We start from the raw sequence: 13700 nt of genomic DNA, 5'->3' as shown, positions 1-13700 counted from the left end.
ATTCTCCCCTTACAAGTTTTTCACCAGAAAAAAGTACTAATCATCAAAACAAACTTTATAAAATTTAGCCAACTGCTTCTCCAACAAACCCATGGATAAACCTGCAGAAATCTCTGCTACTGTCCAACCAGACTCGATTGCCCAAGGACCCCATCCCATATCTGCAGGGGAGCCAATAACTTCCTTTTTGTTTACATCGTACGCTCGTGCCCAAGCCCCATTTATAGTAGAAACTTCACTATTTAGCTGAGCAGATACTAGGAATCTAGAAATATCTTTCCACAACTCCTTAAATAAAGTATCTCCCGTTATCCAATAGGCCTGTATAAATGCCATAGGCAGCCAATTATTGGAATATAATAGATCTACTACTGGATCACCATTTTTAGATACTAAAGAACTTTCCCCTTCTCCTACCCCATTGCGCATACTCGCTTTATAATCCGAATCCCATTCCAAATATGCACCTGATGAATGCTTAAATTGTTTTAAATCATGGGTCACCCGGTACAACCAATCCTTATGAATAGGATCTTTAGTAACCCAGTACAAATAGCTGAGAGGGAGAATTAAGCGACAATATTCCTGTGTCTCGCTTTGTTCCCGTATAGTATCGGGATATACTTGCATAATGGTTGTAAGACCTTTAATAGCAATCTTTTTAAATTCCTCAATATTTGTTAATTGATAGGTTAGCAATAAAGCAGCATAATAGTAGCCATTGTAATGAGCACTAGGGAGATTGCCAGGTCTTTCTGCCAACTCCTTCATTTTCTCTTCCGAAAGATCGATGTTATCTGTTCTGAATACTCTTGTTCCATCTGAACCTGTAGTTTTCACTAAAAATTTTAATACATCGATACAATCATCCAAGTGGTCTTCTATATTAAGATATAGACATTTTAATAATTGAGGCATTATTGCTCTTGCTACATCATCTTGATAGCATACGCCCCAAGCCTCATTTGTCCATCTCATCATTCCGTATAAAAAACCTTCTTCACGATTTAAATAATGATCAAAAATAAAATCTTGAAGATTATTTGAAACTTCAATACTCTCCTTATTTCCGCAAAGCAAATAGTCAAGAAAATATGGCAGTGAAATTTCTCCTATACAATCTGCTCGTAAAGTCTTCACTTTTCGCTGATTGCCATTAGGATATATTTCAGTCCCGTATCCCTCCCATGCTCCTCTTTTTCCTTTGCTCAATAAAATGCCAGCGCTTTCAAACCATTCCATAGATTTTAAAACACTTCTTTTTATTTGATCCTCCGATAGCTCACCGATCGAGGCGGCGGTTCCACTGCTATAAATTGGACTTAAGTCACTTAATAATACTTTTCGATCCAATAACCATCCAATAATAAATTCCACTAACTTTTTTATTTCATTCCAAGGGGAATATCGGGATTTTCTAAAATTGCATATCCGAAAAGCACATATTAGAAGATTTTTAGGATGATCGAACCATAATGCCCTATCTGAAATATTACTAAATAAAGTTTCATCCAGATTTATATGGTCATGAGCATGTCTTCTCACGTATTGCAAAATAGGAATATCATGAGTGCAAGTAATGTCATGAGGCATTATACGCTGTCCACACTGGTCATCTAATAAAGAACCGATCTTTAAATCAGGGATATCAGATGTGCTCGAGCAATATACTAAACGATCATATCGAGTAGATTCCGGTTTTGAAAAATATACGTTACCTATACTAGCAACATATTCTGCAAATACCCTTTTTCCTTTGTGGATTTGGTTTTCTAAAGCAACTCTTTGTCTTGGTTCAAGTAACAGAGGTTCTTCATCCCCACCTCCAAGCAAAGCAATACTGTCAAATGACTCTAAATTTTCATCAGTAAAGTCATGAGGTAAAATAATGGCTGCCTCTGGCACCATTGTCTTTATTGCATTTAAAAAGTCGCTCTCATGGTAAGTAATGACGGCTAAACGATTACTCAAAAAAATCACTCCTTGCTTTTAGAAACGATCGTCCGGATTATTCCTCCTTTTTATGTAAAAATAATGGATTATTCTTCCACTTCCAATCAAATCATATATGGGTAAAATTGTCAATGCAAAGAAATAAAAAAATATACTTATTTGATTAAGATATAAAATACTTATTAATAAAATTTGAAATGTATAAATTAAGTCAATTACAATAAATCTCCAATTTTATATTAGCAAACCTCTATATTTTTTCTGTTTTGGGGGATTTTATATCTTAGCGAAGAATTAAATGGAGGTTGTTTTTTTGGAAAATAATCACGGGAATATTCAGCTAACGGCTGCCGAGATGTCTTATTTATGGAGCAGTTATATTGGTGATAGTATGGCGGTTTGTGTATTTAAATATTTTCTTGAACACATCGAGGATGATGAAATAAAAACGGTGGTAAGTCACGCTTTAGAATTGTCTCAACAACATGTGGAGATCATTGAAGAGATTTTTTCAAAAGAAGATATCCAAATTCCACAAGGTTTTACGGAACAAGACGTTAATTTAAGGGCAAAGCGCTTATTTTCGGATAAGTTTTATTTGTATTATGTGAAAAATATGGCTAAAGGCGGACTAGTGATGTATGCGCGCGCGACACCAAATATCTTTCGCCAAGACATACTTTCTTTTTATTCAAAGTGTTTAACATCTACTTTGGAATTAAATAATGTGGTTACGCAAATTTTATTAGAAAAAGGATTAGCTGTCCGACCTCCTACCATTCCATTTCCAAAAAAATTGGAGTTTGTTCATAAACAATCCTTTTTATTAGAAGGTCTTGGAAAACGCCCTCTTTCAGGAATAGAAATTGCTGATATTTATGCAAATATTCAGACCAATCATTTAGGTACAAGTATAGCGATGGGATTTAGTCAGGTAATTCAATCAAAAAAAGTTCGAAGTTACATCTTAAGAGGAAAAGATATTTCGATGAAGCACATAAAAGTCTTTAGTGATTATTTAGCCAATCACTCTCTTCCAGTACCTATGACGTTTGATCAAGAAATAAGCGAGTCAACAGAATCCCCTTTCTCCGATAAATTAATGTTATATCATTTTGGTCTGATGTCTTATGCTGGTATTGGAAATTATGGAGCCGCTATTTCTCAAAGTCAAAGAAGTGATTTAGTTTTGGACTATTCGCGTCTTTTGACAGAAGTGATGAAGTTTGCTGAAGATGGTGTAAATATGATGATTGCCAATGAATGGTTAGAACAGCCCCCTTTAGCAGCCGATCGTAAAGAATTATCATCAAAGGATTAGAGTAATGTGGCAGCCAAATATGGACCGTTTATAAATAGGTAATAACGGAAAAGATTATATTATTGCTTGATAAAGAGCAAATATTAATAACCTTTATAAAAGAAAAAAAGACAAGAGCGTGTTTTGAAAAAAGATAGTGATCAAAACACGCTCTTATTACTTTCAATTAAATCATTCTTTTATAAAAGAGGTGTGAAATCCCAAATTCGTTTTATTCTTAAGGTAGACAACAGTAAAAATAAGCCCCATAAAATCAGGAAAATAGTCACCATACTTATATATCCAATAATCATGTTTTACCCCTGCCATAAATACCTTAGCTCGCAATTTTAAACATAAAAAGTAAAAACATTTTTGAGTAAGCGAGCACACACTAAAATTGCTAGAAAGCGCTGGAATTACTTATGTAGTAAGAATCTCAATAATGCCCTTTTCTTATAAAGACTTTCCAAACCATTTTTATATTCCATGTTTTCACAAGAAGTAATAGGAAGTGGATAAATGTCAAAGAAAGGACGAATCCAAAAAGTTCTTTGGAGTATCATACTGCCGGGATCTGGACAAATATTAAATGGGAAAATTATAAAAGGATTACTTTTAAGTGGAGTAGAATTATTTACCCTTTTTCAATCACATTTATTAAAAGTAATCCTCTATAGTTTTCGAGGGGATATTCAATTAGCTATCGAAAAAGCGAATTATCAATGGTTGATGTTTTATCCTTGTATCTACTTATTTTCCATATGGGACGCGTACAAGCTAGCGGGAGGCGGGAAATCACCTTATGCCTTTCTTCCTTTTGTATTTAGTGTTTACACGGCAACACTAGGGGTGATATACTCTTCAAATCTAAAGGTGTTTGGAGTGCTATTAGGACCTATCTTTTTGCCTCTGTTATTTTCAATTCCTGGAATAGGCGTCGGTTTACTTTTAAAAATGGGATTAGAGAATAAAAAAATAAACAGTTAACACTAAGATACATAGAACATATTTAAACATCATTTATAGGCGAGAACTTTCCCTCTTTATTAAAGTTCTGACTTCTTCAATATCAAACGGTTTGGATAAGCAGGAGAAGGCCCCAAACTCCAATGCTTGTTTTATCAGGTTTTCATCACTATACGCTGTCATGATGGTCACACAAATATTGGAGTTGGTTTCTTTTATCCGCTTTAAAATTTCAATTCCGTCCATTCCCGGAATTCGGATATCTAGGAGAACAAAGTCGGGAATATATTGACTAATCATATATAAAGCTTGAGGACCGTTTGCTGCCTCATATATTTGGCATTCTTCAGATTGTAACACGGCACACAGTAAACTTCGCACCCCTGCTTGATCATCAACAATTAGTACTTTCTTCATTTTTATCCCTCACCCGATGTGATTTTTTCATAAAAGATTACTATAAGAAAACCATGTCACAATTCCATTATGTTGCTCCCCCAGAAAGCTCACTATTTTAGTTCTAGTAAGAAGTACCCGACTTCCCTCAATAAAAAACATATAATGGTAAAAATTTTCTATATCAGGAAAAATAACAGTAGAAAATACTTAAGATTCACTAAGTAAAAACACAACACAATACCTAAAGCAAAAAAAACATCCTGTCGCTTTATAGGAAGTTTTTGTAGGATCTATTTCAATTGTGTACGTTTTTTTGGATAATTGTACAAACATTAATTATGGATTATTAGGGAGGTAGGATGATGACTTTAGTAGTAGATGAACTCGAAAAGGAGATTGCACAATTAAGAATAGAACTGATTAAAACTGGGAAAGCATTTGGATTAAGCAGCGCCGAAACTCTTTATTGGAGTCAAAAGTTAGACGAACTCATTTTGATCTATCAAAAACAGTTAAAATATAAAACCAATAACATAGATAACACCACTGCACTAACATAAAGTCGCCCCATGAACTCTGTACAATATACCGTATTTTCCCTAAATAATATGAGCCAAGAAAACCTGACACCGGGGCTCATGAACAGCCTTATGAAGGTTTCAAATAACTTTATTGTCAATTCAACAACTTTACTTTTATTTAAACGACTTTATTATTAATTAACAAGAAGGGGTACTTTCCAATTCGCTATAAATCTCTACAACGCCATAATTTGCGATATAAAGCTAAAATTGCCTCATTTTCTCTTTCCCAATGCTCATTCCTTGTAAGGGGAATTTGAAATTTCTTTTCCATTTCAGTCATAAGCTTAGTCAATTTATGTGTCTTAACACGGTTTGGCATATCAGATTGAATAATTTTTTCACAAACCGCATTAATTTGCCGTAATGTCCTCATATCTATGCTCCTTATTCATGTTAGCTTGGTTTCAAAAAAACCTCTCACTTCTTCATATTGTATTTTTCTTACCCTTTTAATGCCAAAACGAACCGCTCTTAAACAAAATAAAAAAGCTGCCCCTTGAATTTTATCTCAGGCAGCGAAGAACTCGATAATTTATTTTTAAGTCTGATTTTAAATACTAACTCCTAAAATAAATCAGTCGTTTATAAGCTCTTATGTGTCGTAAACTTAATTAACTGAAGTTTATATCAAAACCCTTTTACCAGTGTTTGCACTTTCAATAGCTCCAAAAACCATTTTCATACTTTGTATATTGTCATTACAATCCGTTTCTGCAGGTCGATTCTCAAAAGTTGGTTTTTAGGCTGTGAGGCTCTAGGTAAATCCTTGATACTATCGACAAGTGAGATTACTCTTTTTAGATTCATTTTTACCAATTACAGCTGTTACAGATGGATCTATAACTAGCTTACCTCTATCATTAATAGATTTGTAATTGGTAGTCCAGACATAATCTACTTTCATTCAGATAATCCCTCCCTCATAATTGGGAAGTAGACCCAACTACATATATGGGGTCAGACTTGCGAAATTGCATATTAATGCATATTACCATATAATTGGATATATATTAAAAGTGACCAAGCGTTGCAAACGCTCGGTCAGGTAGGCAACTACATGCCGCATGTAGAGCGGCTGACCTAGAATGCTAAAAGGTGAATTGAAAAAAGTAACAACCCTTTATCCTTTGGTCGGGAGGCTGGGCGGTTACTTTTTTCTATTTACAACAATCATTATAATCACTGTAATCAATCCAATTATAACTAGATTAGACTGAAATGTAACAAACTAGAATAAAAAAGCCCGTTAATTCCGGATCTAAGGTTTCTGGAATAACGGGCTCACTAGTTTTTTTAAGGTTCTTCATTATTTTCAACATCTTTATTACTGTCATTAGGTGAGTTTTCTGGGTCTGGAGGTTTGATAGGATCTGGGTCTTCTGTTTCTTCCGGAGGTTCAGTTGTTACAGGTGGTTTTGGCGTCTCCGGTTCTTCTACCTTTGGCTTTTCAGGATTAGGGTCTTCTGTTGTTCCTTTATCTAAAGGGCTTTTTTGGTCTGGCTTGTCTTCCTTTGACGTACCCTTTGGATTTTCCTTATTCGTTGCTGGTTTTTCTGTTTTTTGATTTGTCTTAGCTGGGTTTGTTTTCACCGGCGTAGTTTCTTTTGGTTTTTTAGTTTCAGGTTTTTTAGTTGTATTAGTTCTATTATTGGAAACCGAACTTCTAGGAATGTTAGTCACCTGTTTATTATTCGTAGTTGGCACATAAGTAGATTGTTGAGTGTTGTTCGTAACCTTTCTATCAGTAGCCTCTTCTTCTGTAAGGGGTTCATCAGCTTGTTCCATTGTTTCTTCATCAGTGATTTCATCCGAATTATCGTTATTTTTTTCCTCCTCATTCTCAGCCACTTCTAGTTCTTCATTGGAGGTTCCCTTTAACTCGACATCAGTTGTTATTTCTTGCTGTTTTTCTATTTCTTTACCGACCTTCACATTATCATCATTTTTAATAATTGAAACACTATTTTTCCAATAAAGATTACCACCCACTAAAGAGGCAATCCCTAAAGCTATAAACGATAAGACAAATACAGTGCCTTTTCTCGACATTAATCTCACCTCAAAAATATAACGTCTTTGGAATTAGCCATTTTTCCGCATTGTATAAAATATACCTAATTTTGAAAATTATTCCTTCCTTTATGATATAACGAATACAATATTACTGCTAGATTTTGTCATTAAATATATTTTATAAAAATTTTTAGATTTTCGATATACAGACTTCATAGCTTCTAGCTACTCCTAATCTGTAAAATCATAACACTTTATCTTTATTTGAAAACCTTCGTACGCTTTGAGCATCTTTCCTACTTCCTCCCATGTAAAAGGTCTACCATCAATAATAACAAGTGGGGTGTTTTCAGAATTTTCATCATACTCTATCAAACCCGTGAAATAATCGTTCTTAATGAGATTGTATGCTTGTCCATTAGGAAAAAACTTTGTTTCAACTTGTTGTTCTTCTATTCCTTTACTAGTTTTTTCAATTAGGGTATTTAACAGTTCATCCTGATTACAGTACAATTCACCATGTACAGCAAATTTGTAACCAAACATCCCTCTTTCCTTAGCCTCCATAAAAATACCTATTGGGTCTATTCGTCTTTCCACAATAAAAGTACGACTTACTCCTTGGAAATCATTTAATGTAAAAGTCTCTGTCAGTGGTTCCATTTCGACTTCAAGTTCTTTTGCCATTTGTTCGTTGTAGCAATTCAAACATAGAACACTCATGCTTTCCCCTGCAGTTATACTTATTCTCACATCATCTGATCCACATTGCTCACATTTATTCATTTATTTCACCACATTTTTTTCATTTATTCTATCATAACTACGGGCTCCCCCATAAAAAGAATTACGAGGTGTTTAGTATACTGGCAAAACAACCAAGTATTTTTTTTCGACCTCAGGGTCAGCCCTCCCTCACAGCAAAAAATAACTTATCTAAACTTTTTTCAATTTCTTCTATATATTAGGTAAAAGTCTCTTCAAATGAAACAAACAAAAAAATGGTCTATAATAAAAAAGACCAGGTGCACCCAACACCTGATCTCGCCAGTTGATAATTTTGTATTTTCAGTGCTCGGCAACAGGACATCCTGTTTGCCGTACACACCCTACCTTACAACCATCACCTTCTCCGGTGCCAGCCACAACGGATTATAGTAAGCAGGGTTGCTCGACAAAGGAAGCAATTCATCTTTAATGTTGATTCCGATTTCTTCTATAATAAATTTACGTCTAGCCTGAATCCTTTCCCACACCGTTGGATGCTTCGTCTTTAACTCTTTTCGAAGGGCTTCATCTGCAAAGACAACACTATCTTCACAATTCAATCCAACTCCATTTGGCAGTGGTGTTGGGATAACATCACATTGTAAGGCCATCCCTGATGCAATCACTTCGTTGCTTTCAGGTCGAACAGGTGTATGAAGCCATTCGTCAGTACTCGTCAAGTGTCCTGGATTTAAGGCAGGTCGTAAACCACCCAATGCCAAAACAGATCGACATTTCTCAAAGAGGTCACCACCTTTTATCCCTATACCAGCTGTCTCGTACCATGCGACAATTGCTTTAAAATAAGGCTTGGCAAATTTCTCTACAAACTCATCGTTTTCTGTATCAATTACGCCCGCCCTACAGCTGAGCCCGCCCCAATATCCAACAGCCGTCGTCACTCCATCACCTAATTCAATCTTCCTGCCTGAAGGACTCCGCAATCCAACCATTTGTTCTTTCCTAGCTGAAAACATAATATGCGCAGTCAATGGTTCCCCTGCATATTGCATATTTGAAACAGCCTCAAATTCTGACATTCCCACCTCAACGCCACGTACAATATTATGAACAGCTGCCGATGCTCTCGAAGCCCCCCACTCATATAATGCAATTTGATCAACATTGTTATAAGAACGCAACCCTTCAGTCGGATGTAAAAGGACCCGCGTTTTATCCATCAAAGGCGTATCAACCACGTTCTTAAAACATTCTACTATACCAGCAGGTATAAAAAAGTGTGGTTCGTCAGACACCTTTTCAATACTCTCAAAATACTTCCATCCACATAATCCAACACGATCTACACGCTTAATCCCAATTCCCGCTAGAATCTCATCTAATCGCGGCGAACGCGTACGATCTTGTCCCAACAGTCCAAACGATTGATATAAAATTACATCCGCTTCTATTTTTTTATCTACACTATAATCTAAACCTTCCATACCAACCAATAAAAACTTGGCATTGTTGGGACCTAGTATCAAAAGCGCTTCTTCAAATCGCGGATCATATCCCGATAGATAATGCATATTCGCAAAATGCTCTCGATCCCCATACACGACAAACCAGTCACATTTCGCTGCACGATACACTGCTAGACAACGTCTCTCAAATTCTTCCTTACTAACCGCCGGGATTTCCTCTGCAATCCCAAACTCAGGTAATTTAGCTTCCCTCAATTGGATATTCACTTTCCATCCTCCTAATCTATTACTTTATTTCATCAACCAGTTTCACTGTATAATGAAGTGACGGCAAATCCGTTACACTCCCTTTTCCAATTTTCCCTTCTGTTTCCATAATATCGATGACAGCTTTAAAGCGATCTTCCCAGTAAAAGTTCCCTTCTGGATTCAACACTTCATTTTCATAAAATTCTACACCGCTTGGGAAAAACTCCATCTTATTCCATACATTTTTCAACTGTTCATCCGAAATCTCTGTCCCAACTTTTTTCATATGTTTTACAATAATCGGAAAAGATTCATCTGCATTTTCTTCAATATAACTCAATGTTTTAAAAAACGACTTTAACAACTTTTGCCTCAGTTCTGGATTCTTCTCCAACCACTCTCTCTTAGCAGCAAACCCATTATGTGAGATTGTATGGGGCAAAGTTGTTTGATCAATCAATGTTTCATATCCTTCTTTTTGCACGGCCAATCTTTGTGGAATCCCGCTAATCATAATATCAATCGACCCTGATAGTAAGGCAGGTGGCAAATCCTCCTGTGACATATCGACAACCTCGTAATCTTTCGAATCCAGACCAGCATGATTCAACATCGAGATAAAACTTGTATATTCACTTACACTTGTATTCAGGCCAACTTTTTTCCCTTTCGCTTGCTCCAGAGTTAAGCGCATCGCCTCCTTATCATCATTCGTTTCAGCTAAAAATTCATCATATGTTTTCCAATCATATTTATCGTTATCAAACATTAATGCCGCCCCTGCAAAATAGAAAATCGGGAATGCCAATGTCGTATCTACTCCATTTGAGTTTTGCAACACAATATCGGAATCACCTGCAGTAGCTAGGTCCACTTTGCCACCTACAAGCAAATCATTTCCTCCAGCCCAATCCGTTTCTTGAATTTTTAATTCAATGCCTTCTTCGGCAAAAAAACCTTTTTCAATTCCAACGTGAATAGAATACACATCTTGGAACGGACTTAGCGCCAAGGTAACAGTTTGTAAATCACTTTTTCCTTTACTACCATTTCCCCCTGCTACACTTTTATCATCGACACACCCACCTAAAGAGAAACTGATAGCCAATATAAATAATGCAACTATTTTCATATGCCATTTCATTCCCACATATCCCCCTTTTTTATTTTTTCATGCCCTCTCAGTCCACCTCGTCAAATGCTGCAACAATTTACGAACGGTAGTATCTACAAGCGCTGATAAAACTCCGAACATCACGACTCCTAGAAAAATCACATCGGTATTAAACATCTTTCTTGCTTGTAAAATCCGATATCCCATACCTGCTTGTGCACCCATAAATTCAGCTGCAACGACCAATGTAAATGAAATCGCAACACAAACTCGGATTGGCCCGATTAGGGATGGAATAATAGAAGGCAAAATAATTTTACTGAAAATCGCTTTTTTTCCTGCCCCTAATGTTTGTCCAGCTTTAACATAAATAGGTGGTACATTCCTAATTGCTTCAATGGTGTTTATCACGATGATGGCAAATACACCCAATGTGACTAACAAGAACTTACCAATTTCTCCAATTCCAAACCACATCAAAAAAAAGGGAATCATCGCGATGACAGGAACGGGTCTGGAACTTTCAATAATGGGATTCAGCAAATAATACAGCTTGTTATTGAAACAAACTAACATCCCAATCGTTATTCCAACAATAGTCCCTGTAACCAATCCGCAAACGACCCGAAACATTGTATACAATACGTCTGTTCCAATAAGTGAGCTAGTTGAGATCGCTGCTTCTACCACCATTATTGGTGAAGGAAAAATGACCGGCTTTACTAACCCCAGCCCATCTCTTGTCACCAAAAACCAGACGACAAACACACCGATAATGGATAAGATGCTTAAATGTGATTCTTTAAACCAACTCGCCTTTCCTTTCAAAAAAAATTCTGACATCAACTTTCACCTCCTTCCAAAGACTCCTCCTCTTGCTTTAAAATAGCTCGAATCCGTTTTCTATAATCGACGAAAGAAGCTGAAGTTTTAATGGACATGTCCCGACTTTTCGGAAAGTTAGGTTTATAAATTGAATGAATTTTTCCTGGTCTAGGAGTCATCACAACAATCCGATCACCAAGAAACAAAGCTTCTTCCAAATCGTGTGTAATAAAAATGACCGTTCTTGGGGCCTGCATCCAAAGCTTTCTTAATTCCTCTTGTAAATGTTCTTTCGTCATAATATCCAAAGGTCCAAACGGTTCATCCAGCAATAAAACCTTAGGATTTGCCGCATACGCTCTTGCAATATCAACTCTTTTCCTCATACCTCCCGATAATTGTTTTGGCCATGCATTTCGAAAATCTTCCAGTTTCACTAGCTCTAAAAAATGATCAACTGACTCTTTAATTTCTTGCTTGGATTTCTTTTGCATACTTAGGCTAAATCCAATATTTTCTTCAACAGTCATCCAAGGAAACACGGCATCATCTTGAAAAACAACCGCTCGTTCAGGGCTAGGCTTTTCAATATTCCTTCCATCAATCGTAATAGACCCGGAAGTGATTCCCTGCATACCCGCGATTGTATTTAATAATGTTGTTTTCCCACATCCTGATGGCCCCATTACACAAATGAACTCATCTTTATTGATCGAAAGATTTACATTATCTAAAGCCGTGATTTTCTGATTCGAACTTGATTGAAATTCAACGGAAAGTTCCTGAATTTCAATAAGGGATGCCGTGAGATTGGTTACTTTCTTAATCTTAGCGTGCATATACTATCTCTTTCCTTTCTTGAATTCAGATTTAATGAGTTGGCCATCCTTCATAACAAAATCCACTTTTTGAAGAACTTTAATATCCTCTATTGGATTACCATCAAAAGCAATCAAGTCAGCTTTTTTCCCTACTTCAATAGTTCCAATTTCTTTTTCTAACCCTAAAACTTCCGCTCCCCGCTTTGTACCTGCAACGATGGCTGCTTCCGGATCCATCCCCCATTCAACGGCCAATTCAAATTCTTTCGCTGCCTGATCTTGTGGGTGCGTCGGATAACCAATTAAATCGGTCCCAATCACAAACTTTACACCAGCTTTTAATCCTTCGTTAAAATCCTTCTTCATCGCTTTCTTATGAGTTTGATAAATCCTCATTTCCCATTCAGGATAATGAAATGCTTCTGCTGCCTTTTCATGGAAGTACAATTGGGAAATCGTTGTCACTACAGGAATCTGCTTTTCTACCAATCTTTTTCTCGTTTCTTCTGTTATGGCATATCCATGCTCAATTACATCGACATTTCCATCTATCGCTAGATTTACCGCAGCGTCCCCAATACAATGAGCACTTACTTTTAGATGATTGGCATGTGCCTCATCTGTCAGGGCTTTCACTTCATCTAAACTATAAGCAGTAAGTGTTTGATAAGGTTCATCCCCCCATGAACGATTCAAATCATCTAACTTCCCTTTGGAAAGGCCCACTTTAATGACATTAGCCCCTTGCATAATCCGTTCCCGAACCTTCTTTCTTATTTCTTCTGGCCCATCTGCCCCTTCTACATCTTGCATAATTTCATACCACGTTCCACCCGAGGAAATAACAAATTCTCCCGCTACTACTAATCGTGGGCCGCGAATATGCCCTTCATTTATAGCTTTTCTTAATGCAGGAGAGATGGTAGAACCTAAGCATCTCGCTGCAGTAATCCCTGCTTGAAGCATCTTTTCTGCTTCTCCGGCTCCACGCAATACACGATTAACATCAGATTCACTAACAAGTTTGTGTAATTCATGGCTAGGTACGGAAAAAAAATGCATATGAGCATCGATCAAACCTGGCATGACTGTTTTATCAGTAAGGTCGTAAACGATTGCATCTTCCGGAATGATATAATCCTGTTCAGGAATGATTTGTTCAATAATGTTTTTTTGCACCACTATGACGATATTTTCTTGAATAGGGTTGCCAGTCCCATCAATAAGTCTCTTTGCTTTAATAACCTTTATACCACTCATTTTTTTCACTCCCTTAAA

At 36.5% G+C, this 13700-nt stretch carries 13 protein-coding genes; 3 read left to right on the top strand and 10 right to left on the bottom strand.

Translation table 11 applies throughout. The annotated features are described in order from the left end of the window. Nucleotides 1-36: 36 nt before the first annotated feature. Nucleotides 37-1971 (bottom strand): hypothetical protein, encoded by a 1935-nt coding sequence (locus tag KHA96_RS11870; RefSeq protein ID WP_249315475.1) that lies wholly within the window; start codon nucleotides 1969-1971, stop codon nucleotides 37-39. 295 nt (nucleotides 1972-2266) lie between these two features. Between KHA96_RS11870 and KHA96_RS11865 the strand changes: the two genes are divergently transcribed. Continuing rightward, on the top strand, nucleotides 2267-3274 hold the full coding sequence (locus KHA96_RS11865; protein WP_213129493.1) for a DUF3231 family protein: 1008 nt from the start codon (nucleotides 2267-2269) through the stop codon (nucleotides 3272-3274). A gap of 501 nt (nucleotides 3275-3775) precedes the next feature. Further along, a complete protein-coding gene (locus KHA96_RS11860) occupies nucleotides 3776-4243 on the top strand; it encodes a hypothetical protein (RefSeq protein ID WP_213129492.1) in 468 nt (155 codons plus the stop codon). Nucleotides 4244-4276: 33 nt separating this feature from the next. Here KHA96_RS11860 and KHA96_RS11855 read toward each other — a convergent pair whose 3' ends face one another. Beyond that, a complete protein-coding gene (locus tag KHA96_RS11855) occupies nucleotides 4277-4639 on the bottom strand; it encodes a response regulator (protein ID WP_213129491.1) in 363 nt (120 codons plus the stop codon). Between the two features lie 344 nt (nucleotides 4640-4983). Here KHA96_RS11855 and KHA96_RS11850 point away from each other — a divergent pair, with 344 nt between their 5' ends. Then, nucleotides 4984-5181 carry an aspartyl-phosphate phosphatase Spo0E family protein gene (locus KHA96_RS11850; protein ID WP_249315474.1) on the top strand — a complete coding sequence of 66 codons (198 nt, stop codon included), beginning with the start codon at nucleotides 4984-4986 and terminating at the stop codon, nucleotides 5179-5181. Nucleotides 5182-5368: 187 nt separating this feature from the next. On the opposite strand, the gene KHA96_RS11845 is transcribed toward KHA96_RS11850, so the two are convergent. The 8 genes from KHA96_RS11845 to KHA96_RS11810 all read right to left on the bottom strand — a co-directional run bounded on the left by KHA96_RS11845 (nucleotide 5369) and on the right by KHA96_RS11810 (nucleotide 13682). Next, nucleotides 5369-5578, bottom strand: a complete 210-nt coding sequence (locus KHA96_RS11845; protein ID WP_213129489.1) for a hypothetical protein — start codon at nucleotides 5576-5578, stop codon at nucleotides 5369-5371. A gap of 920 nt (nucleotides 5579-6498) precedes the next feature. Beyond that, complete coding sequence (locus KHA96_RS11840; protein WP_213129488.1) at nucleotides 6499-7254, bottom strand: hypothetical protein; 756 nt, start codon at nucleotides 7252-7254, stop codon at nucleotides 6499-6501. 195 nt (nucleotides 7255-7449) lie between these two features. Then, entirely contained in the window at nucleotides 7450-8004 is a 555-nt protein-coding gene (locus KHA96_RS11835; protein WP_213129487.1) for a DUF7713 domain-containing protein, read from the bottom strand. Nucleotides 8005-8327: 323 nt separating this feature from the next. After that, nucleotides 8328-9680: a M24 family metallopeptidase gene (locus KHA96_RS11830; protein WP_213129486.1), complete on the bottom strand. Its 1353-nt coding sequence runs from the start codon at nucleotides 9678-9680 to the stop codon at nucleotides 8328-8330. A 19-nt stretch (nucleotides 9681-9699) separates the two neighbouring features. Beyond that, nucleotides 9700-10806 carry an ABC transporter substrate-binding protein gene (locus tag KHA96_RS11825; RefSeq protein WP_213129485.1) on the bottom strand — a complete coding sequence of 369 codons (1107 nt, stop codon included), beginning with the start codon at nucleotides 10804-10806 and terminating at the stop codon, nucleotides 9700-9702. Between the two features lie 27 nt (nucleotides 10807-10833). Beyond that, a complete protein-coding gene (locus tag KHA96_RS11820; RefSeq protein WP_213129484.1) occupies nucleotides 10834-11619 on the bottom strand; it encodes an ABC transporter permease in 786 nt (261 codons plus the stop codon). Then, on the bottom strand, nucleotides 11619-12440 hold the full coding sequence (locus KHA96_RS11815) for an ABC transporter ATP-binding protein (RefSeq protein WP_213129483.1): 822 nt from the start codon (nucleotides 12438-12440) through the stop codon (nucleotides 11619-11621). Before KHA96_RS11815 ends, KHA96_RS11820 begins: the two co-directional genes overlap by 1 nt. Nucleotides 12441-12443: 3 nt before the next feature. Next, nucleotides 12444-13682, bottom strand: a complete 1239-nt coding sequence (locus tag KHA96_RS11810; protein WP_213129482.1) for an amidohydrolase family protein — start codon at nucleotides 13680-13682, stop codon at nucleotides 12444-12446. Nucleotides 13683-13700 lie beyond the last annotated feature (18 nt).

Source organism: Bacillus sp. FJAT-49711 (genome assembly GCF_018343715.1).
GTDB lineage: Bacteria > Bacillota > Bacilli > Bacillales > Bacillaceae_C > Lederbergia.
Note: the sequence above shows the minus strand (reverse complement) of the source record. Positions and strands in the feature narration are given on the sequence as shown.

Coding starts and splice junctions, on each gene's coding strand:
- KHA96_RS11815 (WP_213129483.1), bottom strand. CDS start 12,440: ATGCACGCTAAGATTAAGAAAGTAACCAATCTCACGGCATCCCTTATT.
- KHA96_RS11845 (WP_213129489.1), bottom strand. CDS start 5,578: ATGAGGACATTACGGCAAATTAATGCGGTTTGTGAAAAAATTATTCAA.
- KHA96_RS11855 (WP_213129491.1), bottom strand. CDS start 4,639: ATGAAGAAAGTACTAATTGTTGATGATCAAGCAGGGGTGCGAAGTTTA.
- KHA96_RS11810 (WP_213129482.1), bottom strand. CDS start 13,682: ATGAGTGGTATAAAGGTTATTAAAGCAAAGAGACTTATTGATGGGACT.
- KHA96_RS11850 (WP_249315474.1), top strand. CDS start 4,984: ATGACTTTAGTAGTAGATGAACTCGAAAAGGAGATTGCACAATTAAGA.
- KHA96_RS11835 (WP_213129487.1), bottom strand. CDS start 8,004: ATGAATAAATGTGAGCAATGTGGATCAGATGATGTGAGAATAAGTATA.
- KHA96_RS11840 (WP_213129488.1), bottom strand. CDS start 7,254: ATGTCGAGAAAAGGCACTGTATTTGTCTTATCGTTTATAGCTTTAGGG.
- KHA96_RS11820 (WP_213129484.1), bottom strand. CDS start 11,619: ATGTCAGAATTTTTTTTGAAAGGAAAGGCGAGTTGGTTTAAAGAATCA.
- KHA96_RS11825 (WP_213129485.1), bottom strand. CDS start 10,806: ATGAAATGGCATATGAAAATAGTTGCATTATTTATATTGGCTATCAGT.
- KHA96_RS11860 (WP_213129492.1), top strand. CDS start 3,776: ATGTCAAAGAAAGGACGAATCCAAAAAGTTCTTTGGAGTATCATACTG.